The sequence below is a fragment of the Shewanella litoralis genome, from assembly GCF_009828585.1.
GTDB lineage: Bacteria > Pseudomonadota > Gammaproteobacteria > Enterobacterales > Shewanellaceae > Shewanella > Shewanella litoralis.
In genome coordinates, this window is the sequence record NZ_WSRZ01000004.1 from 141,497 (window position 1) to 163,647 (window position 22,151).

General features: G+C 41.8%; 24 protein-coding genes. 14 read left to right on the top strand and 10 right to left on the bottom strand.

Annotation, left to right across the window (positions count from 1 at the left end; genetic code table 11):
* The first annotated feature begins 72 nt into the window (after positions 1–72).
* Positions 73–1,212, top strand: a complete 1,140-nt coding sequence (locus GQA99_RS05605; RefSeq protein ID WP_160052972.1) for a ribosomal protein uL16 3-hydroxylase — start codon at positions 73–75, stop codon at positions 1,210–1,212.
* 99 nt (positions 1,213–1,311) lie between these two features.
* Here GQA99_RS05605 and GQA99_RS05610 read toward each other — a convergent pair whose 3' ends face one another.
* Positions 1,312–1,752, bottom strand: a complete 441-nt coding sequence (locus GQA99_RS05610; protein WP_160052906.1) for a DUF4826 family protein — start codon at positions 1,750–1,752, stop codon at positions 1,312–1,314.
* Positions 1,753–2,034: 282 nt separating this feature from the next.
* Between GQA99_RS05610 and GQA99_RS05615 the strand changes: the two genes are divergently transcribed.
* The 5 genes from GQA99_RS05615 to GQA99_RS05635 all read left to right on the top strand — a co-directional run bounded on the left by GQA99_RS05615 (position 2,035) and on the right by GQA99_RS05635 (position 7,295).
* Complete coding sequence (locus GQA99_RS05615; RefSeq protein WP_160052907.1) at positions 2,035–3,066, top strand: Glu/Leu/Phe/Val dehydrogenase dimerization domain-containing protein; 1,032 nt, start codon at positions 2,035–2,037, stop codon at positions 3,064–3,066.
* A 186-nt stretch (positions 3,067–3,252) separates the two neighbouring features.
* The gene (locus GQA99_RS05620) at positions 3,253–4,158 is read left to right on the top strand and encodes a UDP-2,3-diacylglucosamine diphosphatase (RefSeq protein ID WP_160052908.1); all 906 of its coding nucleotides are present in this window, start codon (positions 3,253–3,255) and stop codon (positions 4,156–4,158) included.
* Positions 4,159–4,171: 13 nt separating this feature from the next.
* Complete coding sequence (gene olsF, locus GQA99_RS05625; protein WP_160052909.1) at positions 4,172–5,929, top strand: bifunctional ornithine lipid synthase OlsF; 1,758 nt, start codon at positions 4,172–4,174, stop codon at positions 5,927–5,929.
* Positions 5,930–6,109: 180 nt separating this feature from the next.
* The gene (locus tag GQA99_RS05630; RefSeq protein ID WP_160052910.1) at positions 6,110–6,571 is read left to right on the top strand and encodes a CBS domain-containing protein; all 462 of its coding nucleotides are present in this window, start codon (positions 6,110–6,112) and stop codon (positions 6,569–6,571) included.
* Positions 6,572–6,950: 379 nt separating this feature from the next.
* A complete protein-coding gene (locus tag GQA99_RS05635) occupies positions 6,951–7,295 on the top strand; it encodes a hypothetical protein (protein WP_160052911.1) in 345 nt (114 codons plus the stop codon).
* Between the two features lie 20 nt (positions 7,296–7,315).
* On the opposite strand, the gene GQA99_RS05640 is transcribed toward GQA99_RS05635, so the two are convergent.
* Positions 7,316–8,437, bottom strand: a complete 1,122-nt coding sequence (locus GQA99_RS05640; protein WP_160052912.1) for an energy transducer TonB — start codon at positions 8,435–8,437, stop codon at positions 7,316–7,318.
* 258 nt (positions 8,438–8,695) lie between these two features.
* Between GQA99_RS05640 and GQA99_RS05645 the strand changes: the two genes are divergently transcribed.
* The 4 genes from GQA99_RS05645 to GQA99_RS05660 are packed head-to-tail and all read left to right on the top strand — an operon-like array spanning position 8,696 to position 10,983.
* Positions 8,696–9,433 carry a DUF1538 domain-containing protein gene (locus tag GQA99_RS05645; protein ID WP_160052913.1) on the top strand — a complete coding sequence of 246 codons (738 nt, stop codon included), beginning with the start codon at positions 8,696–8,698 and terminating at the stop codon, positions 9,431–9,433.
* 21 nt (positions 9,434–9,454) lie between these two features.
* Positions 9,455–10,222 carry a DUF1538 domain-containing protein gene (locus GQA99_RS05650; RefSeq protein WP_160052914.1) on the top strand — a complete coding sequence of 256 codons (768 nt, stop codon included), beginning with the start codon at positions 9,455–9,457 and terminating at the stop codon, positions 10,220–10,222.
* A gap of 3 nt (positions 10,223–10,225) precedes the next feature.
* Positions 10,226–10,576 carry a P-II family nitrogen regulator gene (locus GQA99_RS05655; protein ID WP_160052915.1) on the top strand — a complete coding sequence of 117 codons (351 nt, stop codon included), beginning with the start codon at positions 10,226–10,228 and terminating at the stop codon, positions 10,574–10,576.
* Positions 10,573–10,983: a CBS domain-containing protein gene (locus GQA99_RS05660; RefSeq protein WP_160052916.1), complete on the top strand. Its 411-nt coding sequence runs from the start codon at positions 10,573–10,575 to the stop codon at positions 10,981–10,983. The genes GQA99_RS05655 and GQA99_RS05660 overlap by 4 nt, the downstream gene beginning before the upstream one ends.
* A 100-nt stretch (positions 10,984–11,083) precedes the next feature.
* Here GQA99_RS05660 and GQA99_RS05665 read toward each other — a convergent pair whose 3' ends face one another.
* Positions 11,084–12,808 (bottom strand): diguanylate cyclase, encoded by a 1,725-nt coding sequence (locus GQA99_RS05665; protein WP_160052917.1) that lies wholly within the window; start codon positions 12,806–12,808, stop codon positions 11,084–11,086.
* A 205-nt stretch (positions 12,809–13,013) separates the two neighbouring features.
* Entirely contained in the window at positions 13,014–13,883 is an 870-nt protein-coding gene (locus tag GQA99_RS05670; protein ID WP_160052918.1) for a LysR family transcriptional regulator, read from the bottom strand.
* Between the two features lie 142 nt (positions 13,884–14,025).
* Between GQA99_RS05670 and GQA99_RS05675 the strand changes: the two genes are divergently transcribed.
* A complete protein-coding gene (locus GQA99_RS05675) occupies positions 14,026–14,340 on the top strand; it encodes a putative quinol monooxygenase (protein WP_160052919.1) in 315 nt (104 codons plus the stop codon).
* A gap of 3 nt (positions 14,341–14,343) precedes the next feature.
* Entirely contained in the window at positions 14,344–15,366 is a 1,023-nt protein-coding gene (locus GQA99_RS05680) for a Gfo/Idh/MocA family protein (RefSeq protein ID WP_206194568.1), read from the top strand.
* Here the strand turns inward: GQA99_RS05680 and GQA99_RS05685 are convergent.
* From GQA99_RS05685 to GQA99_RS05695, 3 genes are all read right to left on the bottom strand, one after another.
* On the bottom strand, positions 15,328–15,732 hold the full coding sequence (locus tag GQA99_RS05685) for an NUDIX hydrolase (protein WP_160052920.1): 405 nt from the start codon (positions 15,730–15,732) through the stop codon (positions 15,328–15,330). The genes GQA99_RS05680 and GQA99_RS05685 overlap by 39 nt on opposite strands.
* A gap of 201 nt (positions 15,733–15,933) precedes the next feature.
* Positions 15,934–16,590, bottom strand: coding sequence for a Bax inhibitor-1 family protein (locus GQA99_RS05690; RefSeq protein ID WP_160052921.1), 657 nt, complete (start codon positions 16,588–16,590; stop codon positions 15,934–15,936).
* Between the two features lie 221 nt (positions 16,591–16,811).
* Complete coding sequence (locus tag GQA99_RS05695) at positions 16,812–17,036, bottom strand: hypothetical protein (protein WP_160052922.1); 225 nt, start codon at positions 17,034–17,036, stop codon at positions 16,812–16,814.
* Between the two features lie 258 nt (positions 17,037–17,294).
* On the opposite strand from GQA99_RS05695, the gene GQA99_RS05700 reads away from it, so the two are divergent.
* Both GQA99_RS05700 and GQA99_RS05705 read left to right on the top strand, forming a co-directional pair.
* The gene (locus tag GQA99_RS05700; protein WP_160052923.1) at positions 17,295–18,131 is read left to right on the top strand and encodes a tyrosine-type recombinase/integrase; all 837 of its coding nucleotides are present in this window, start codon (positions 17,295–17,297) and stop codon (positions 18,129–18,131) included.
* A gap of 4 nt (positions 18,132–18,135) precedes the next feature.
* Complete coding sequence (locus GQA99_RS05705) at positions 18,136–19,242, top strand: IS91 family transposase (RefSeq protein WP_160052924.1); 1,107 nt, start codon at positions 18,136–18,138, stop codon at positions 19,240–19,242.
* 334 nt (positions 19,243–19,576) lie between these two features.
* Here the strand turns inward: GQA99_RS05705 and GQA99_RS05710 are convergent, their stop codons facing one another.
* The 3 genes from GQA99_RS05710 to GQA99_RS05720 form a co-directional block, all read right to left on the bottom strand.
* On the bottom strand, positions 19,577–20,893 hold the full coding sequence (locus GQA99_RS05710) for a hypothetical protein (protein ID WP_160052925.1): 1,317 nt from the start codon (positions 20,891–20,893) through the stop codon (positions 19,577–19,579).
* Positions 20,894–21,164: 271 nt separating this feature from the next.
* A complete protein-coding gene (locus GQA99_RS05715) occupies positions 21,165–21,584 on the bottom strand; it encodes a MarR family winged helix-turn-helix transcriptional regulator (RefSeq protein ID WP_160052926.1) in 420 nt (139 codons plus the stop codon).
* Between the two features lie 112 nt (positions 21,585–21,696).
* The gene (locus tag GQA99_RS05720; RefSeq protein WP_160052927.1) at positions 21,697–22,149 is read right to left on the bottom strand and encodes a DUF1285 domain-containing protein; all 453 of its coding nucleotides are present in this window, start codon (positions 22,147–22,149) and stop codon (positions 21,697–21,699) included.
* Positions 22,150–22,151 lie beyond the last annotated feature (2 nt).

A 22,151-nucleotide genomic window follows, 5' to 3' on the forward strand; every position in this document is an offset into this window, starting at 1 on the left:
TTAGCTAATCTTGGCGGTCGCATCTGTGACCGCTTTTTTATTGGATTTACCACTCTCCATCTGAGGTCAATGATGTACACATTAAATATTGATACCCAAGCCTTTATTAAACAGCATTGGCAGCAGAAACCCCTTGTAATCAAGCAAGCATTTGTTGATTTTGAAGACCCTATTGCTGCAGACGAACTGGCAGGCCTCGCCTGTGAAGAAGAGATTTCATCTCGCGTGGTGGTCACCAAAGGTGAGGATTGGGACGTGGTTCAAGGTCCATTTGAAGACTACGACCAATTTGGCGAAGACAACTGGCAGTTATTAGTTCAGGCCGTTAACCATTGGTATCCAGCATCGCAGCCATTAGTCGAAGCATTTCGCTTTTTACCCGACTGGCGCTTTGACGACCTAATGGTCTCTTTTGCTACACCGGGCGGCGGCGTAGGACCTCATATCGATAACTATGATGTATTTATTATTCAAGGTGATGGCGAACGTCGTTGGAAAGTCGGTGACAAAGGCCAGCATAAACGTCGTGGTGGCAATGAAAACTCACCTTTAGTTGACGATTTTGAGCCAATTATTGATGTGGTATTGCAAAAAGGCGACGTGTTATACATTCCGCCAGGTTATCCGCATTGCGGCGAAACAGTCACTTTGGCCATGTCATACTCCATAGGGTTTAGAGCGCCGAGCCAACAAGAATTATTAACCGAATTAGCCGACAGCCTTATCGACAACAATTTAGGCAATAAACGCTTTACCTCAGTGGATGAGCCAGAGGCACCCGGCATCATTAGCCAAACGCATCAGCAAGGTATTATGGATTTATTAGTGCAACTTGCTCAAGACCCTCAAGCATACCAAACCATGCTAGGTAAACTGTTGAGCCAAAACCGTTTCGAGCTTGATATTTGTGAAGGCGAAGAGCCATTAAGCAGCGATGACGTCATTGATGCCATTGAGCAAGGCGCGATTATTCAGCGCATCGGTGGTTTAAAGGTCTTGCGACTAGAGCAAGACACACAACAGCGCTTATTTATTAATGGTGAAGAATTTCCGCTGCCTGAAGTGAGCGAACCCGTATTACAATTACTCGCCAATCAGGTCAGTATTGCGCCAGAACAAGCCTGTGAACTCGCTGAAGAGCCGGTGTTGCTTGAGGCATTAACGCAATTGATCAACCAAGGCTTATATTATCTCGCTGAAGATGAATACTAATACCATTGCGCGTTAGTAAATGAGACTCCGAGAGCTCTAGTTAAAATAAACAAAAAAGGCACCTAGGTGCCTTTTTTGTTTATTTGCGCTGTTGAGGTATTAACCCCAAAGTTTCTCGTCTTGATGCATTTTATATAAGCTTTCGGCACGAGACACGAGTAGCTGAGCAAACTTCATCTGCGTCGGATCTTTGGTTATGCCCGATTTGTGCAGGTTTTCGGCTTTTAATTGCCACATCATTGAAAAATGACGAATGGCATCACGTGCCGTAGCTGCTACTTTGACATCGACATAGTCAGACGGCAAATCGCCCGACATTACCCAAAAAGTTTGTTTTTTAGGTTGTTTGGATTCCATCTTCCAAATAGCTAAATAAGGTGCAAGATAACGACTTTCACTGGCGAGTACATTATTTGGGATCACGCCTTTTTCAGCTAAGAAGCGATTGGCTTTTTGAAATTGAGTACGTACCCACTCTTGTCTTAGTGCTTCTTGATCTACTGCTGGCTCGGTAACCTGCTCTGCAACTTCTTCAGTCATAATACTTCCTATCTTATTGTTATTTTTCAGGTTAGAACATTAATTAACCTAAAATTCAATCTCAAAAACATCGACGCAACATAAGTTACTTTACGTTTACGTAAAGTGGCAAGCTAAATTGCCACATCAATCACAAAAATAACCAAATCATGCTTTGTTGAGAGTATCGCTAAATGCTATCGTGCTGCAATAAATATAACAAGCAATCGTTTGTACCTCTAAGTACTCAATAACACTTGGTACAATCACTTTACTTTTACAAACAGCAAGCGGAGATTACACGTGGCAGTATTTAATCATGTTTCGTTCGATGAACACGAACAAGTGGTATTTTGTCATGACAAGCAAAGTGGCCTCAAAGCCATTATCGCGGTCCACAACACTAACCTAGGTCCAGCTGTTGGTGGTTGTCGTATGTGGAATTATCAATCAGATGATGAAGCCCTAACTGACGTTTTACGTTTATCCCGCGGCATGACATATAAGAATGCGCTTGCTGGTTTAACAATGGGTGGCGGTAAAGCGGTGATCATTGCCGATCCTAAAACGACCGACCGCGAAGCACTATTTTTAGCCTTTGGCCGCTTTGTTAATAGCCTAGGCGGTAAATATTATTCAGCAGAAGATGTCGGTGTATCAACATCTGACATCATGATTGCCAGCCGTGAAACAGAGTTTGTAGCTGGTATGGAAGGAAAATCAGGCGACCCATCTCCGTTAACCGCATTAGGGACTTATTTGGGGATTAAAGCCGCCATTAAACATCAGCGTGGCATCGACAGCCTTAAAGGCATTAAAGTGTCTGTGCAAGGTGTCGGGCACGTAGGTTACTACCTATGTAAACATTTACACGAAGAAGGGGCTGAGTTGATTGTCACTGACATTCATCAAGCGTCGCTTGACCTTGTCGCGACTGAGTTTGGTGCAACGGTTGTTGCCCCGCAAGATATCTATACGCAAGATGTTGATGTTTACGCGCCCTGTGCATTAGGTGCGACATTGAACGACAGCACATTACCACTACTCAAAGCGACCATCGTTGCAGGCTGTGCTAACAATCAACTAGCTGAAGTGCGCCACGGTGAAAAACTCAAACAAATGGGCATTTTGTACGCACCAGATTATGTGATTAACGCTGGCGGTATTATTAATGTGTCATTTGAGAAAAACTATGACGCCGCGGCATCTAAAGCCAAAGTGGAGCAAATCTATCATACGCTATTAACTATTTTTAGCCGTGCTGACGCCGAAAACCGCACCACTGGTTCGGTTGCCGATGAAATGGCTAAAGCCATTATTGATGCGGCACAATAATCGCCACGGCTGAGTGCCAGACTTGCCCCATCGATACATTGCTAAATAAGGAAATGCCTATGCATTTCCTTTTTTATTGGCTAACACTTTAATCAAGTTGCAATAAATCGTTCACCTTGGCGTCAAATAACTGCCCTACCCTAAATCAACACTGACGCAACCTGTGTATTGGGAAACTGGCAGACGATGACAACTCACCCACATAAAACAACACCACGGTTAGCAAGACAACCTGTTTCGCACCTTACACACCCACTGCAAATGCAAACGTTTCATGCATTGTGGATATCAGACGTTCACCTTGGCAGTATTGACTGTAAAGCCGAATTTTTACTGCACTTTTTAAACCACAGCCAAAGTGATTACCTGTATTTAGTTGGGGACATTGTCGATGTGTGGGCGCTTAAAAAAAGAGTGTATTGGCCTGACAGCCACGACAACGTCATCAAAAAAATCCTTGAACTTGCCAGTAACGGCACTCAGGTTGTGTTTATTCCAGGTAACCATGATGAAGCATTTAAAGCCTATGCTGACAGTCACTTCAGAGGTATCACCTTAGCAAAACAACACATTCATGAGTCCATCACGGGCAAGCGCTTTTTAATGCTTCATGGCGATCAATTTGACTCGCAAGTGTGCGTCAACCGCGCTTATGCCAAATTAGGCGATCATTTATACGATGTTTTGCTTTGGCTAAACCGACAACTGCATGCGGTGAGAAGCACCATGGGTTATCCCTATTGGTCGTTAGCCAGTTATATCAAACTTAGGGTTAATAAGGCCCAGCAAGCCATTAATCAATATCGTGATGCCGTATTGCGTTACGCCGCTAAAAAACAGGTCGACATGGTGGTGTGCGGCCATATCCACCAGCCAGAACTGTCAGAACACAGCATTAATCAACAACTACTGATTTACGCCAACGATGGGGATTGGGTTGAAAACTGCACCCTGATTGCAGAAACCCTTGAAGGCGATGTGCAGCTGCTTAAATGGAACGAGCAAACCCTACAAGCTGAAACTGTCGCCAATATTGTGCTACGCCATATGCATGACAACCCAATCACACCTAAAAAACAGCACGTAGCATAAAAAGGATAAGGTTATGATTTTTACGGTCGATAATGTAGTAGAGAAAAACCTGCCAAATGTGCACAACAAGCCGTGGTTAGCAGCGCCCACCAAAGCCATGTTGCGTTATTTGCTTCACGAGAAACAATGTAACGACATTGCCAACGAACACGCACATTTATCTGGCGTAGACTTTGTCGAGCAAATTCTAGCCTGTTTAAACTTCTCTTACAGTGTACCTAATAACGAAGTTGAAAATATCCCACACGAAGGGCGCGTGGTGATATACGCCAATCACCCCATTGGCTCACTCGATGCTCTAGCCCTTATTAAGCTTATCAGCCAGGTTCGCCCTGACATTAAAGTGGTCGCTAATGAATTGTTAATGGCCATTAAACCGCTGCATTCGATTTTATTACCCGTACGTAACATGACAGGCGGCACGCCCAAGCAACATCTCGATGAAATACACCACCACCTTAAAAATGAAGGTGCGGTACTAATATTCCCATCGGGTGAAGTGTCACGTCTGCGCCCGACCGGTGTCACCGATTTACATTGGCACAGTGGTTTTTTAAAAATGGCACGCGCCTGTAATGCGCCGTTATTACCCGTGTTTGTTGACGCAAAAAACTCAGCCACTTTTTACGGCGCTTCAATGATTTACAAACCGCTAGCCACCTTACTGCTAGTCAAAGAGATGTTTAAGCAAGTCGACCAAGTCATGCCGGTACGTATTGGGCAATTGATTGCTAAAGAAGTGGTTAACAACCAAGATTTCCCGCTAAAAACTAAAGTGAAATTACTTAAAAATCATTTATACCGCATTGGTAAAAATCGTAGCCCATTATTTACCACCCAAAATGCCATCGCTCATCCCGAAAAGCGCAGCGAACTGCAAAGTGCGTTATCTCAATGCGAATTACTCGGACAAACTCAAGACAACAAACAAATCTATCTTTATAAGCATCAACACAGTAGCGCTATCATGCGTGAAATTGGCCGCTTACGGGAAATCGCTTTTCGCGCTGTAGGTGAAGGTACAGGCAAACGCCGCGACACCGACAAATACGATAATCACTATTTACACTTGGTATTGTGGGACAAAGATGATTTAGAAATTGTCGGTGCATATCGTTTTGCCAGCGCTAAGGCGTTACATGAACAAATCGGTCATGACTCGCTCTACAGCCAATCTCTATTTGATTATAAAGACGCATTTCAACCTTATTTCGAACAAGGATTAGAACTTGGCCGCAGCTTTGTACAACCTAAATACTGGGGCCGACGCAGTTTAGAATACCTATGGCAAGGCATTGGTGCGTTTTTAGTTAAGCACCCTCAATATCGTTATTTATTTGGCCCAGTATCATTAAGTGACAGCCTGCCATTGCAAGCAAAAGAAATGTTGGTGTTCTTTTATCAACAACAGTTTGCGACCAGCGAAACGCTAGCACGCTCATTTAATCCCTATCAATTTACCCCAGACAGAACAGCCCAATTACAGCTCTTGTTTAACGGCTGCGACTACGCGGAAAACTTTAAAATACTTAAAAGGACATTAGCGAATATGGCGGTATCGGTACCCACATTATTTAAGCAATATGGTGAACTTTGCGACAATCAAGGCGTGAAGTTTTTAGACTTTGGCATTGACCCAGAATTTGGCGATTGCATAGATGGTTTAGTTTTGGTGGATATACATCAACTCAAACCGATTAAATACCAAAAGTACCTTGCAGGCCATTTATACCATTGCGCGTTAGTAAATGATCTCTCAGCGAGAATTTAAAAGGGCTTAAACAAGGCGGATGACTGAATGAATAGTTGTTCTCTTTCGAAGTCATGCAACTCTGTGTAAAGACAAACCGCATCATAACCCTGAATACTTTTGCTGCGGTTGTTGGTTGTTATTTGATTGTTACGCTAATATTTATCTGATATAAAAGAATAAATGAGTGGGGAATCATCTATGACAGCACCGAACGAAACTGCTAACGATATCGTTGAAACAACAGCAAAACGCTTCATAAGCGTGGCGGATATTATGATAACCCGTGTGGTGACTATCGACATGGATGACAGACTCTCGCTGGCCAAAGAAATATTCGACAATGTTAGCTTTCACCATTTACTGGTACTCGATGAAAATAATCATTTAGCGGGTATTCTCTCCCACCGAGACTTTTTAAGAGCCCTTAGCCCCAACATCGGTACTGCAGCTGAATTAATACGTGACACAGAAACATTACAAAAACGGGTCCATCAAGTAATGAGCCATAACCCCATCACTATCGCGCCGCACTGTGATATCAACCTCGCCAGTAAATTAATTTTAGACCATGACATTGGTTGCCTTCCGGTGTTAGAGAACAACAATGTTGTCGGCATTATTACCTGGAAAGACTTATTAAAAGCCTATTTCACTGCTTAACAAAGCCCACAACCGACTACAGCAGTTAAGTTAACCATTGCGAGCTTTAAAACCAATAAGGTCAAAATGAAAATGGGCTAATGCCTATTTGACCATCTTGATTCACTGTCACATTGATACTAGCCCCCTATCTTTGCCCGCGTCTTACTCAATGCTTAAGCGCTGGCGTTTTGCAATACAAAATATAAAAATAAATATTCTGATAGCCACCAACAACATAGCTTTATTTCGCAAATTGTTCATATTTCTGTGCTGGAAATTGTCACATAGCTCTGCTTTATTAATGTTAATAAGGAAATAAAAACCAACTGAAATGACCTTAAGCTAACAGAGTTTGTATCGGTAAATTGTGCAGTTATCATATGAAAGGATGAGCATTATGATTAAATTTTCTTACCTTCTCAATCAAGACAACATTGAGTTACAAGCAAGCAATTGGTGTGGTTTAGAGCGCGTATTTATTAATGGTAAGGTCGTGTCGCGCAAATTTAACTTTGGCTTACAAAGCATGCATGATGTGTTGCTCGATAACGGTAAAAAGTGTCGTTTTCAACTCATAGCCGATCCACAAACCTCATTAATATCGTGCCGAATCTACAAACAAAACCAACTGGTGACCATTTTAAAGCAAGGTAAAAAACAGCTAAAAAAAAGCCAGTTCATGATTGAATCTGGCTTTGTGATTGTGTGTGTGGGCATGTTGAGTATGTATTTATTAAGCTAACTCACAACTCAATAGACTCATTAACCTAGGGTAAAGTCTAAGCGCACTGTTGAAGTACCCTGTGCCGGCTTACCATCAACAAATTTAGGCGCGTAACGCCACTGACTTAGCGCCTCAATTGATTCTTTTTCAAACTGACTACCACCTTTAGAGTCAAGCACTTGTGGTGATTGTACAAAACCTTGCTCATTAACAGTAAATTGTAATTTTACCCAACCACTTTTACCCCGTTTTGCATAAGACATAGGGTAATCTGGTGGTGTTCTAAATAAAGGCGTTTGCTCTTGTTGCTCATTCCACGGCGTCATTTTACCAATGGCAATACAATGCTCAGTGGCTTGATCACTTTGGCCTCGTTTTTGATAAATATCAACCAGCAAGGCATGAGCACGCAGCTCATGTGGGTGGCTATAAGGCAATGCTTGATATTGTTTTATCACTTCAACTAAAGCATCCACAGCTTTAGTGTGTTTACCCATTGCTTCATTTAATGCCCCATAAAGATAAGTCGCATTAACACGTTTTATCGCGTTTTCTGGAAGCTTACTGACATAGATATCATAGGCGTCAAAAGCGAAACTTCTCACCGCTCTATTATAAAACGCCGTGCCCGTTAGGCGATAAAAAGCTAAGGTTTTCACTTCAGCTACAGTGAGTTCATTATCCGCCTCTTGAGCAATATCAATCGCCTCAAACAACACTTTTTTGGCATAGGCATCATCAGCGGTGGTTTCAGCTAAGCCCACAAGTGGATCGATAAAGGCAATATCATTTTCAGGTAATTTTAGACGGTACACGGCTAAAGCTGACTCAAATAATTGTTGCGCTTTTATCACCTGTTCATCTTGAATCACCCGGCCGTTATTATTCTGCTTTGACTGCGCAACAATAGCATTAGCCCAATTCATCGCTAATTTGGCACTGTCAATGCTGTCTGCGCCAAATTTAACTTCGCCAAGTTCGTAAGCTTGTTGGGCATAGGTGATGATATCGGCTTGGTTATTAGCTTCAACAGCCTGGTTGTAATGTTGATATGCTGTTGAAAAATCAACCGCCCCAGTGACCATATCAGTAGGTTGAGCGAAGGCCATGTGGCTTGCACACGCGGCGATAATGGATAAGCGTAAAAGTGTTTTTTTCATGGTTAAAGTCCTTTTTAGTTTTTACCTAAGATCCTTTATTACACAGGGTATAAATCAGTAATCAAAGATGTACGGCACAGTTTGCCTGACTTTTATGATCTGAGTCAATTTAATGAAAATCATTGTAAACAATATGTTGCGAAAATACTATCAAGAGTCACACTGAATAAAACGTTTGCTATTGAACAACCAGAATTGAACAACCAGAGATACTGTCAGGCAGTATCACAGTCCGTCACTTTACTTTCAGGAGTATAGATGTCTGCCATCGCTAAATTGCTCCAAGCCATGTTCAGTAGCTTTAAAGACCTTGTCCCCATCATATTAGTGGTCAGTTTTTTTGAAATATTTGTCCTACATCAAGCGCCTGCTGAGCTTGGGTCTATTCTTATTGGCCTAGTCTTTATTGTTTTGGGTTTAACATTTTTTGTATTTGGTTTAGAAATGGGCTTATTCCCCATTGGTGAATCATTAGCTGAAGCATTAGCACGAAAAGGCAGTGTATTTTGGTTAGTGATTTTCTCGTTCTCATTAGGATTTGGCACCACATTAGCTGAACCTGCGCTAACAGCCGTAGCCAATGAAGCGGCTCAAGTCGCCGCTAATGCGGGTGCGATTGAGGCCAATAAGCAGGCCATGAGTTCCTATGCTATGGGACTGCGTATCACGGTTGCAATTTCGGTAGGTTTAGCCATTTTACTTGGCGTGATCCGTATTCTTAAGGGTTGGCCTATTCATTACATCATCATTGGTGGTTATGTACTTGTGATGATCCTCACCAGCTTTGCCCCTGCCAATATTATTGGTATTGCCTACGATTCAGGTGGCGTCACCACATCCACCATTACCGTGCCTTTGGTAACAGCATTAGGAGTCGGCCTTGCCAGTGTGATTAAAGGCCGAAACCCAATGTTAGACGGCTTTGGCCTCATTGCTTTTGCCAGCCTTAGCCCAATGATTTTTGTATTGATTTACGGCATGGTGTTTCTAAACTGATGCGTGCGATAAGGAGCCAATTTGTTTACTGAGCTGATTAGCACATTTTTGCTCACTGCCCGTGATGTCATCCCTATTGCAGTGATTTTGTTTGGCTTTCAACTTGGCGTACTCAAACGCCCTGTCACCCAATGGCGCAAAGTGTTACTGGGTTTTGTCTACGTGATTATAGGGTTAACCTTTTTCTTAGTCGGTTTGCAACTCGCACTGTTTCCCATTGGCGAAAGCATGGCAAACCAATTAACCACCAGCGAGTTTTTACACCCCGATGGCAGCAAAGCACCGTTTATTTGGCAAGATTATTTTTGGGTGTATGTGTTTGCAGCTGCAATTGGTTTTAGTACTACCATTGCCGAGCCGTCGCTGATTGCCGTGGCAATTAAAGCGAATCAAGTATCTGCTGGCACCATTGGTATTCAAGGTTTACGCATTTCGGTCGCATTGGGTGTCGCTATTGGGATTACCTTAGGCTGCTTTCGTATTGTGGTTGGCGATCCCATCCATTACTACATTATGGCCGGTTACGTCATTGTGGTTATCCAAACCTTTTATGCCCCTAAAATGATTGTACCTCTGGCATATGACTCAGGCGGCGTGACCACATCCACTGTAACCGTGCCTTTGGTTGCGGCACTAGGCCTTGGGCTTGCCACCAACGTTGAAGGCCGAAACCCACTCATTGACGGCTTTGGTTTAATCGCCTTTGCCAGTTTATTTCCGATGATCACCGTAATGGGTTATGCCCAAATCGTTGACTATTTATCCAAACGTAAAGCGATTAAGGAGTAACCTATGCGCTTTAAATTAATCGTCGCCTTTGTTGACGAAGACTGTACCGACGAAGTACTCGATGCCGCGCGTCTTGCTGGGGCCACTGGCGCTACGGTAATAAACCATGCACGAGGTGAAGGCTTAGAAAAAAAGAAAACCTTTATGGGCCTTACATTAGATGTCCAGCGCGATGTCATTTTATGGTTGGTTGAAGAACATATGTGTCGCTGTATTTTAGAAACCATTGCCAAAGTGGGTGAATTTGATACCAACTCAGGTAAAGGGATTGCGATTCAAATTGATGTTGAAGATGCCGTAGGTGTGGCTCATCAGGTTGAAAAGTTGAGTAAAGACATTGAGGACCAAATATGACAAAGTCAGCCCCTACCCGTAATCGCGATGTGATGAATAACCGTTACGCCATGGTGGACGGTATGCATACAGTTGCGGAGGCTATTCAAGTTGCCGTGACCAAAAATGTCAGTATTTTGGTGGTCGATAAACGCAACGAACATGACGAATACGGCATGGTATTAATGAGTGATATCGCCCGTAAAGTGCTGGCAAAAGACAAGTCGCCAGAGCGCACCAATATTTATGAGATTATGATAAAGCCGGTATTTTCTGTACCAGCCGATATGGATGTACGCTATACCGCAAGGTTATTTGAACGCTTTAATATTAATAAAGCACCCGTAGTCGAGTCCGGCAGTATTTTGGGCTTTGTCACTTATGATGACATTGTTTTGAAGGGAATGATTAACACGCCCTCTTTATGATGACATTGTAATATTTGCTAGCGACTTGAAGACAATAATACGGGCTTTAATTTGAACTAATGCCCGTATTAAATCTTTACACAAGGTTAAGCGAGTGTGGCTAAACAGCATCCTGCTGAGCTATTTCTTGGGGTTGTGATGGGTGCGTAATCGGAGATGGAAAATCACACACCACATTACGGCCACTATTTTTGGCCTGATATAACGCCTTGTCTGCCAGCTTAATCAGTTCTTCTAATTTATTCATCTGGCTGTGATACTCTGCCACCCCAAAACTGGCTGTAACAGATAACCCCTCCCCGTCGTGAAATACCGCCACGGACGCTATCTTTTCACGAATAGTATTGGCCAATTGAATCGCTGCTTGTTGCGAAGTATTAGGTAAAAATATAATAAATTCTTCTCCGCCCCATCGGGCAAGTACATCACTTTTTCTTATATGTTGTTGTAATGTTTTGGCTATCGCTTTTAGGGCCGAATCTCCCACTGCATGGCCGTATTTATCATTAATAGTTTTAAACCAATCTATATCTAGCAGGATCATACTCAATGGCGTTTGCTCTCTTACACCCAACTCCCACAATGGCGCAGCATTAATAGTAAAAGCTCGTCGATTATACAAGCCTGTTAAGTGATCGTACTGAGCAATCACTTCTGCGGTTATTCGCGCCTTATCAACCTCTTTTAAATTGAACGCTAACGCTAAGGCTAAAATCGACATTTCAATCAACATACCAATCTCGATACCATGGAATAAGAATGTATTGTATGGAATTATGCCCCAGGTTGTGGCGGCCGAAAAAGCCGCGCCGCCAGCTCCAATAAACACCGCTGGAATAAAAAATTTAACCATTGCATGACCATTTTTTAATGCCAGCAACCCAAGGCTGATAAAAATCACCACTAAACACGAAGTTAATCCCACGCCAATATTCACTGCTAACAGTTGATCGGCATTAATAAACACTGCCAGCATAAGTAGTACTAGCGCAGCATAAATGAGCTGACTAAAACGATATACGCGAGGCAAATAGGTTTTTAGCTTTAGAAATTCAAAGCAAAAAGCAATGCCAAAAATAATGTAACTGTAAAGAAAAAAGATCATGGCCCAACGTTGAACAAACAAGTTCTCTGGCCAGAGAACTTTAAAACCATGGCCTGTATAAGCCACATTTAAGCTCAAAAAAGACAGTAAATACAATGAATAATAAATATACCGACTATCTTTTAAACTCACGGCAAGCACAATGTTGTACACCAACAAAATGAAAAACGCACCGTATAAAAAGCCATAAAAATAGTGATTTAGCTCTGCATTTTGTTGAATAGTTTGCGCCGTTGTTAAATACAGTGGAATTAATAAGGGATCTTTTGATTCAAACCGAATCAGCACTTGAGTTAGGCCAGGCTCAAACTCATATTCTTCTGAAATCATACGGGTTTGTGAGCGACGCAAGCTAAAAGGAAGTGTGTCGCCAGTGAAGAGGTTAGCAACTAATTGATGTTGATGAACAAAGTAAAAGTCAGCACTATCTAGCCAAGCGGAATCAAGGTAAAAAACTTTCTTTATGGCTATGCTAGATGCATTGTTAATGAGCACAGAAGTCCAGATGACATCACGAGTAAAACCAAAACTCACTTTGCCCTCATGGTTAGGGGAAAATTCACCTTGTCGATAACGATTGAGTGCATCTTCAAACGACACATCGTCACTTGTAACCTGTAAAATAGCCAATTGCTTATTAATGAATAACTCATCAACAGCATCGGTTAATTCAATAGGTTTACTGGTAACGTAAAAACTGCAAAAAAATAGCAAAACCAATAAAAGTCTGATAGCGAATTCTCTAGCAATTTGTTTAATACTAGATTAGTCCCTGATTTTATTTTTGTCTAACCATTCTGAACGCGCAAATACAACTGATGACGTCATGAAATGATGTTCAAATTAAACAAGCACTCCTCAGGGTGCTTATTTCTCACTAAATGCATAATAAATGACATAAATGATAGAAAACTATAATCTTGGACTAGGTTAATTCAGCTACAATAAAATCAATAAGTGTTCGAGTCTTGAGTGGTAAATTTTTGTCTTTATACAATAAATGAATCGGCATGGCTTCTGGTGGGGTTAAACTCGCGATATTAACCAAGAGACCTGTGTCTATGGCCTCTTTAACGACAATACTGGGTTGTAACACGACGCCTAACCCATCTATGGCGGCTTGAGTCAGCACCACGCCACTGTTTGACGACAGCCTATACTGACGTTTGCCAAAAACTTGTTGATGCGCAACTGACAACGAGCCATTGCTTGAGTAACTAAACCCAAGACAATGATGGTCACTCAGATCTGCGTTCGATATGATCTCAGGGTTCTGTGCTAAATATTGCGGAGATGCACAAAACTGCATGTGATAATCCATAATATGCCGACCAATTAACGCTGAGTCGCCAAGCTCACCAATGCGCACCAATATATCGACACTGTCTAACATTGGGTCGACAAGATTATTATCTAAACGTAAATCAACATCGGCTAGCGGATACGCTAATAAAAAACGATTCACAATCGGTGCCAATAACGTATTACCAAAACTCACCGGAGCATTAATCTTAATGCTGCCGCTTATCGTGCCCGTCATGCTTTGTAAGGTATTTTCAGCGGCAGTAATGGCTGCCAAAATGGTTTTGCATTCTTGATAATATAATTGACCAGACTCACTTAATGCTTGCTGACGTGTGGTGCGGTTGATTAGCTTAACGCCTAAATAGCCTTCTAACTGATTGATGTGCTTGCCTACCATAGTGCGGCTAATATTAAACTGATGCGCCGCCGCAGCATAATTCCCCTGCTCAGCTACGCAGCTAAACACTTGCATTGCGGTTAATTTATCCAAAGTGCCCTTCAATCATTTATGCCAATGATTATAAATTAATACCAAAGATTATAAACCTATAGTGTTTTCTGTAAACACCAGCGAGCGATGTTGCTGTCATGAAAACTGGTTTACGATGCACCATCACTATTGAGGAGTTGTTATGGATTACAAATTAGATCAAGCAGGCATATTTATTACCGCTGAAATTCACATTAAAGATGACGTACCGTTAGCCCAGGGCCTTGCTGCAATCCGTCAATTTTGCGCCGACATGAATAGCGAACCCGGCTGCTCACTTGCTATGGCAACTCAACATAAAACTCACCCTAAGCAATTTGTATTTTGGGAACGTTATGATGATCAAGCTGCCTTTGATGCCCACTTTGCTGCGCCTCACACTCAAGCCTTTATTAAAGCTGGGCTCACCGAACTCAAACAAGCCTTTGACTATCAACGCCTAGCCACCGAGGAGTAACCAATGAGTAAAATGATTAACTGGGGAATTTTAGGCACCAGCTTTATTTCTGGTGTGATGGCAGATGCGATAAAAGCCCAAGGTCAAAGCCAGATATATGCTGTTGCAGGCCGTAACACCACAACGTTAGCCGAGTTTGCAACGCAATATAACATCGCACATCAATTTACTGATTTCGATGCATTAATTAACGATCCATTGGTGGATGTGATTTATATTGCCCTGCCGAATCATTTGCACCACGAGTATGTGATTAAAGCGGCCAATGCGGGTAAAGCTATTTTATGTGAGAAGTCCCTGTCGGTCGATATGCCATCAACCATTACCAGCCTTGATGCGGTTAAGCAAAACCAGGTGTTCTTTTTAGAAGGGCTAATGTATCTTGCGCATCCTTTTATACAGCAGTTAAGTCAAACGCTAGCATCTGGCGTCATTGGTGACGTAAAAAGTATTCGTGGCCAATATTGCGCGGCTATCAGCCAATTTGTTAATCCGGCCAGTCTTGGCGCGTTGTTTAACCTTGGTTGTTACCCTGCATCATTAATGCAATTAGTCATGCAGCAACAATTTGGTAATAGCGTCAGCCAACAATATCAACTGCAAGCAACAGGCCGACGCGGGCAAGATGGCAATATTTGTGAATCTACGGCTATTGTGACTTATGCAAACGGCGTGCAATGTCATTTACACACAGCTGAAGATTATGGCTTACATGCCGGATTTACCATTTTAGGCAGCTTAGGAAGTATTGAGTTCACCTCAAATCCCTGGTTACCAGAAGCACATGGTAATCATTTTTCGGTAAGGTTATATGAGCAAGATGCTGACATTGTTAATGTTGAAGCCAAAGGCAATGGTTTTTACTACCAGGTAGAAGCGGTATTAGCGGCGCTAGACAGTAAGCAATACACAGTGCCAAGACCATTAGCACAACTGCAAGACTCACACGATATCATGAGCATGTTAACCACTTGGCATCAAGCGGCTTTAAAAAGCAGCGCTGAAAACCTGACCGTTAAACGCTAGGCAATCGTTTATCCGTTGTTGCTGCACTAAAGATAAGTCAGCAACAGCGAAGAATGCATACTCACTGTGTTCATCACTTAACATTATTTGAGCTGACTCAGGTAATTCACAGCGAAAGATAAACGCTTGCGATTGATACGCACTGTGAAAATATACCCCAGATAGATAATTAATTGTTACCTCACAACCTAATTCTTCCTGGCATTCTCGGAGCAATGCCTGATGAATGGTTTCATTAGGGTCAAGCCCGCCACCGGGTAAGCCCCAATGCTTGTCACCATAATTGGCTTTTAATAACAGCACTTGATCATCGTCATTAGTGATTACGGCATGGGAACTGAGTCTAAATAAATCGTTAAAGGCCATGATGTTGGTACCTAAAATTCAGTGGCTAAAAGCGGGACTGAAGTTGAACTGCACAATCTTACAGAAACAAGTTAACGCCAGGAAATACCACTGCAGATGGTGTAAACAGAACCTAACTGCAATGGTACCAATACGAATTGACGACTGTTCTAGGGGCTAACCTGGTTTATTAAAAAGCTGATTAGAATCGTTCTTTAAAGACTATTTTCGCCCTAGAATTCTGAGCACTCGTAAAAACAAATTGATGATGTCCATATACAAGGCCGCAGCGCTATCAACGGCGTTATCAAATGTTTTAGGGATTGCATTAGCACGAGCCCAATCATAACCAATATAACCACAAAAAATCAGCGCGACAATCCAATCTAAAATGCCGTGATGGGTATTAAAAATAAATATTTCAATGAGTTCCACTACAATCACACAGATCAACGCAATGGTTAACCCACCCGCTATCTTATTAAAAAAGGCTGGATACATTGAGCCTAACAGCATCATCACAAACGTTACCATACCGGTAACCCTAATGGCCTCTTGCACAATATCGGGATTATATTGGCTCACCACAAGATTAATAATCAGTCCAAACGGTACCACCACAAAGTTATAGCCAATAAAGCTCACAATAGGCTTATCTGATTTGCTAAAAAGGTAAATACCAAAGAAACACGAAGCAAAATAACCAATAAAGAAAATAATAGGATTAATGCTGCTGATTGATTCAACCGAAATGTTCAGCACCATAAGCCAATTGATGGCAAAACCCCATAACAGCGTTAAGCCAATGATAAAATTGTAAGTAGACCCGCTGATAATTTTGTCATTGGTATGGGTTCTGTTAAATACATCGACTTCCATTTTACATCCTTATAAATTGAGTGATAACCACATTATCACCTAGATGATCATTCTAATATGCAGCCATGTTAAGCTTTAACTTAGCAGCATGGAATACATTGATTAAATTGAGTTTTATTACACTGAACGTTAGCAAATACATTCTCTTATACAAGCGTGTTGATTTAGCATGTAAGGCCTTTATAAAGATTATTAACCTTACCGTTGAGGTTGTTAGCACATTACTTAAATCTCACTTTTGCAGCCATAACAGCCCGGCGGAATTCGCTCATAGATAACAACAAAACACTCATCAGCACAATCTGCCACACATCTAAGCTAAATGGTTGCTCTGAATAAACAGTTCTACCTACCTGAACACCGAGACCAAACGTCGTTAAAATAATCAGAATGGGGCAAATGATTAACCCATACCAAAACCAGACTTCGGTTACAAATTTAGACATAACAATCCTTTTTATACAACGTGTACAAGTCATTACTTTACCTTGGTTTGACTGTAAAGCTGACACGATCAAGATGCGGTAGCCCTGACAATATACCCAAGTTCACCTTCAAATATTTACTGGTCATGCAAAATCGGCTCAAGGTTTACCACTCACCAATTAAATTACTGTTGAACTAAGCCGCTGCGCGGAGCCCAAAGCCCCGTGATTTGAACCACACTTACCTCAGTGGATTTCCCACTATCAAGGAGGTAAGTCATGTTAGTACAAACTCAATTATTCCATGAAGAAATTACGCTTAGACATTACTCTGAGCGAACCCGCAAAGCCTATCTGTATGCCATTACTAAACTGGTAGAGCATTATCATCAATCAGTTGAAACGATTACCGATACGCAATTAAGTGATTATTTCCGCTATTTAAACCTTGAAAGGCAACTCTCAAGAGCGTCTATTCAGCTTCAGCTGAATGGTATTCACTTTTACTTCGAATACATTTTAAAGCGTCAATTTAGGATTGATGTGTGTTTACCTCGTCCTAGCCAAAAACTGCCGCAAGTGCTCAGCAAGCAAGATATTAGTCAGTTATTGCAGCACTGCCCTAATCAAAAATATTACACCATGATAGCGCTGTGCTATGGCTGTGGATTACGCGTCAGTGAGCTGGTCAATATTAAAGTCAGTGATATTGATGGTCAGCGGCAGTTACTTAAAGTGTGTCAGGGAAAAGGTGCTAAAGACCGTTTCGTTGTTATCTCACCCTCACTGCTTAACTTATTGCGCCATTACTGGCTTAAGTATCATCCAGATATGTGGCTATTTGGTGCGTATTCTCATGGGAATACCTACCCGTTAGATATCTCAAGCGTGCGTAAAGCCCTCAAAAAAGCGGCGTTAGCCGCTGGCATTACCAAACCTTGCAGCCCGCACAGCTTGCGTCATGCTTATGCTACCCATCAACTAGCCGCAGGCATGCTACTTAATCAGTTGCAACATCAGCTTGGTCATCAAAGTATCAAAACCACAGAGCGGTACCTGCATTGGTCGCCAGAGCTTGGACATAAAGGGGGCGATTTACTGGCGGAATTAGGGTGATGATATGGCGCACTATCACTTGAGTGACATACTGCAAACCCATTACGGTAACTACCAACAACATCACAAATTGAGTCAGCAACAGCGCTTGGTGTGTCAGCATATTTTAGCTTGTCGTACAGCGGCGCTCGGTCAACAGCAATGGCAATGTAATCAATGTCACTATCAGCAAAGCGTGTTCTGCTCATGCCGAGACAGACATTGTCCACGCTGCCAGGGTAAGCAAACCCAAGCATGGATAGAGAAACAGCAACAGCAAGTGCTTCACTGTCGCTACTTTCATTTGGTGTTTACCTTGCCCCATGAGCTCAATGGGCTCACACATACCGATGAACAGGCAAAGCAAGTGTACAGCGCCTTGTTCGAAGCGGTGTGGCAAACGTTAAGCCGCTTTGGCATGACCCGTAAACACTTACAAGGTCAGTTAGGGTGCACCGCTGTACTGCATACATGGGGGCAAACGTTAACCCAGCATATCCACTTACACTGTTTAATCCCAGGCGGGGTGGTCACTGAGCAAGGTCAATGGCGTGGCGTTAAATCAGACTATTTATTTCCTGTTAAGGCGGTCTCAACCGTGTTTAAAGCCAAGATGTTGGCTGCTCTGCGCCAGCGTGAACTCATCATTACCGATGCCAATAACCTCATCAATAAAACATGGTGCGTATATAGCAAAGCGTGTTTGTATAAAGCAGAAACGGTGGTGGAATATCTCGGGCGTTACACCCGCAAAGGCATGATGCACGAATCACGGTTAAAGCAGGTTACCGCTAATGCCATCGATATAAGCTACGTTGATTACCACGATAATCAACGCAAAATCATGCAACTGGCACCCGATGAGTTTATCCGGCGCTACCTATTACATGTGCTGCCCAAAGGCGTGATGCGGATAAGGCATTTTGGTTTTTTGGCTAACAGTTGTCGACGTAAAAAGTTAAGCCTAATTCAACAACAAATGCCAACCAAAGCCCTTAAAGGCATCAAGGTCACTGAGCCGTTAGGATGCTGGAGTTGTCCACAATGTGCCAATGGACGATTAATGTTTATGGGGCTGGTACCACTGCTAACCATGTTAGCGCGAGAGGCGAAGCTGAAGTTGTCAGGTTAATCAGAGACAGTCGGGCTGTCAGTTATAAAAGTAAACTTAGCTAACATTCAGTTGGGTGAGGAAGCCAAACACACCCTCAAGTGGACAAATCAGAAAATAGGACGATGAAAGAGCAATGATAAAAGATGAAGAATGACAAAACCTACCTTAAAAGGTGTAATCAGAACAAACAATTAGCCGAAAGGTTGTACAAAATACCACTACCGCAAAAAAGCAAATTCCTATAGCATAAAACATACCGATTAATTTGGATGTGGCATCGGCCAAGTCCAACAAGCGATTTATGCCTTGCAAACCGCGCAACGCATAAATACTAAAACGTTTAGCGGAATATTTAAAGCATCTCATAATGGTTGATTGGAATTTGCGATACACGATCAAGACGCCATGCTCCCTCTTCATATATAAAGCTTACTGAATGTAGTGCATCTTTAAAATGGTATTCTGTTGCTGAATCGTTTAATAAGCCGTAATAGTTACGCTGGATATTTTCATAACCTTTCTCGATATCCATCATCGCGAAATAACCTGGCATAAAAATTAATTGGCTTAAAGCCTTGTCAGACTCTCTACTCATATTCGGCACGTCTTCACGTTTGAAACGTTCAGTAAATAACGCAGAGAATGTTTGCTCATCCTTGTAATTCAAATAAGCTGAAATGGTCCAATTCGCGAGTAATAGGTCAAATGATTGCTTAGCGCGCGTTAAGCTTTCAAAAGGTGTATCACCTTTGTTAGAAACATATCCTTGATAATACTGCTCTGCATCTGTTAAAGCTTGCGTTAACAGCAATGCCATTTTTGTCGCTATTTCAGATCTAGATTTATTGAGAGTACCAACTAACTGTTCGACAGCATTAACTTTTTTATCCCAGCTTTTGAAAGCACCGCGGCGTAATGGTGTGAACTCACGTTTATACTCTTTACCAAAATTTTTCAATTTAAGCTCATCAAAATTTGACTCTTTAACGCCAGCTGCAAACAGCTCATCAAATTGTCCCATTTTGACATTGTCAGGTTTTAGTAATCCATAACTTGAACCGTTGTAAGGACCAGGAGTCTCTGAAGGATCTTCTTTTACGATAATCGATTGGACAGGTCTTTCACCTTTGAAGGCTTTATTTAATCCTGATTGAATTGCCGAATTTATTGCGATTTTAGCTTGAATATCATCATCGGAAACTTTAGCTAATGCAGAGGCTTTTTCTATGACAGCGTTAGCAACCAACTCTGATGACAACATTTTTTGGTATTGGTAATAATTACACCTGTTGTCGCACGCAGTAAGCGCCATGCCTGATATATCACTTAGTTCAACTTCTTTTGTTTGCACAAATAAAGACGCATCGAATATTCCTTTTGGCATACCATCAACTTTACGGGTTAGCGAAAGCCGAGTATTAGGGATAAAAGTGCCATTAATATTCAGATCTTGCTTGCTTGCGCACACAGAAAAAGTTCTCGTAGTTATAGGGAATTGGTGTGTATAGGAAGCAGATATAAATAAACCATCTAACGGGATTCCGCCAGGTACAGTGCCAGTAATTCTGACGTGGCAACTTTCAGGGCTTGCAGCGACTGAAGCGCTGCACAAAAGTGTAAGTAAAGTTATTGCAAGCTTAGTAATTGGCTGTGTCAGTCCTTTTAACATTTTTCTTCCTTGATACTTATAACTAACTATTTCTATTTAATGGATTTATAATTTATACCAATTAATGAATAAAGTACAAAAGGAAATAACTTTATATATCAACAATTATGAGTGGGATTTTAATTATTTTCTGGAAGAAAGATATGATTTTATCTGCCTGTTTAATACACTCAAAAGTGTCCAAGTCATAACACTTAACCAGTACAATCGAACAAAAAATAGCCACACACACTGACTAAGAAGAAACAAAAGCAACGCTGAAATTTAACCTTTACAGACTAAACTGATTCACTTTATTCAACAGGCGCATAAATTCACCTTGCTCAGCTTCGGTGAGCACCGCTAAAAAGCGTTCATTAACCCACTCAGCTTCGTGCACTAAGTCTTGTTCGAGTGCTTTACCGCTGTCGGTTAAAAATATTTGAAAAGCACGACGATTGTCGGCTTCTTGATGTCGGGTGATAAATCCCTGCACTTGCAGGTTATCGAGCAGGCGAGTCATAGTGTAATTGGCCACATCACAACGTTTTGATAGCTCGGTTTGGCTTAAGCCCTCTTCTTGCCATAAAGCAAATAACACAGGCCACAGTTTACTGTCTAACTCATAACGCTTTAAGCGCGTGTCGAGTTCTTGCTGTAAAGCAATATTAAGATGGGAAATCAGGTAACTTAAACTTTCAAATCGTTTCAAATGATACCTCCAACACCGTCATTGGCATGTTCAGTTTGCATCACTATGCTAAGCAACTAAACTCGCTTGAACTCTTTCAGATTACCATTTCTATACGTGATAAGAAGCATTTTTAGTCACAAGATAAATACTCATTAATGTACCGATAATAACAAGCACGATTTAGTTGGCCGACTAAGCCTCTAACCAAAGGAGCATAAATGCCATCATCGGTAACAATAACATCAGTAAAATTAACCGCTTGCAGCTGGGTGCCAATGCTGCTGGTAAAGGATAATTGAGTATCATAAGGCGGTTCTATTGTTGAACTCGACTCATAATCAACCAAGCTCAACGGGTAACTGTCGACACTGACCTTCACCTTTTCCACTGGGGTAATAAGGTAGTATTCGTTGTCGATACAATGCAAAATACTGCTAAAAAGTGCAGCAAACTTAGGCGGTAATGGACTATTTAAATACAACCAATCTCCATTTGCTTGGATATGAAACAACACATCTTCACTGCACAACGCTGCCCCTTCAGGGTGAGTAAATGCGTTTAATGCCGTTGTTTCATCTGCCATAT

Excerpts from the sequence above, each read along its gene's own strand:
- GQA99_RS05685 (WP_160052920.1), bottom strand. The coding sequence starts at position 15,732 with ATGGCCTTTAACGATTTATTTAGACTCAGTTCCCATGCCGTAATCACT.
- GQA99_RS05705 (WP_160052924.1), top strand. The coding sequence starts at position 18,136 with ATGGCGCACTATCACTTGAGTGACATACTGCAAACCCATTACGGTAAC.
- GQA99_RS05605 (WP_160052972.1), top strand. The coding sequence starts at position 73 with ATGTACACATTAAATATTGATACCCAAGCCTTTATTAAACAGCATTGG.
- GQA99_RS05620 (WP_160052908.1), top strand. The coding sequence starts at position 3,253 with ATGACAACTCACCCACATAAAACAACACCACGGTTAGCAAGACAACCT.
- GQA99_RS05610 (WP_160052906.1), bottom strand. The coding sequence starts at position 1,752 with ATGACTGAAGAAGTTGCAGAGCAGGTTACCGAGCCAGCAGTAGATCAA.
- GQA99_RS05680 (WP_206194568.1), top strand. The coding sequence starts at position 14,344 with ATGAGTAAAATGATTAACTGGGGAATTTTAGGCACCAGCTTTATTTCT.
- GQA99_RS05630 (WP_160052910.1), top strand. The coding sequence starts at position 6,110 with ATGACAGCACCGAACGAAACTGCTAACGATATCGTTGAAACAACAGCA.
- GQA99_RS05710 (WP_160052925.1), bottom strand. The coding sequence starts at position 20,893 with ATGTTAAAAGGACTGACACAGCCAATTACTAAGCTTGCAATAACTTTA.
- GQA99_RS05635 (WP_160052911.1), top strand. The coding sequence starts at position 6,951 with ATGATTAAATTTTCTTACCTTCTCAATCAAGACAACATTGAGTTACAA.
- GQA99_RS05655 (WP_160052915.1), top strand. The coding sequence starts at position 10,226 with ATGCGCTTTAAATTAATCGTCGCCTTTGTTGACGAAGACTGTACCGAC.
- olsF (WP_160052909.1), top strand. The coding sequence starts at position 4,172 with ATGATTTTTACGGTCGATAATGTAGTAGAGAAAAACCTGCCAAATGTG.
- GQA99_RS05720 (WP_160052927.1), bottom strand. The coding sequence starts at position 22,149 with ATGGCAGATGAAACAACGGCATTAAACGCATTTACTCACCCTGAAGGG.
- GQA99_RS05640 (WP_160052912.1), bottom strand. The coding sequence starts at position 8,437 with ATGAAAAAAACACTTTTACGCTTATCCATTATCGCCGCGTGTGCAAGC.
- GQA99_RS05675 (WP_160052919.1), top strand. The coding sequence starts at position 14,026 with ATGGATTACAAATTAGATCAAGCAGGCATATTTATTACCGCTGAAATT.
- GQA99_RS05690 (WP_160052921.1), bottom strand. The coding sequence starts at position 16,590 with ATGGAAGTCGATGTATTTAACAGAACCCATACCAATGACAAAATTATC.
- GQA99_RS05660 (WP_160052916.1), top strand. The coding sequence starts at position 10,573 with ATGACAAAGTCAGCCCCTACCCGTAATCGCGATGTGATGAATAACCGT.
- GQA99_RS05700 (WP_160052923.1), top strand. The coding sequence starts at position 17,295 with ATGTTAGTACAAACTCAATTATTCCATGAAGAAATTACGCTTAGACAT.
- GQA99_RS05645 (WP_160052913.1), top strand. The coding sequence starts at position 8,696 with ATGTCTGCCATCGCTAAATTGCTCCAAGCCATGTTCAGTAGCTTTAAA.
- GQA99_RS05695 (WP_160052922.1), bottom strand. The coding sequence starts at position 17,036 with ATGTCTAAATTTGTAACCGAAGTCTGGTTTTGGTATGGGTTAATCATT.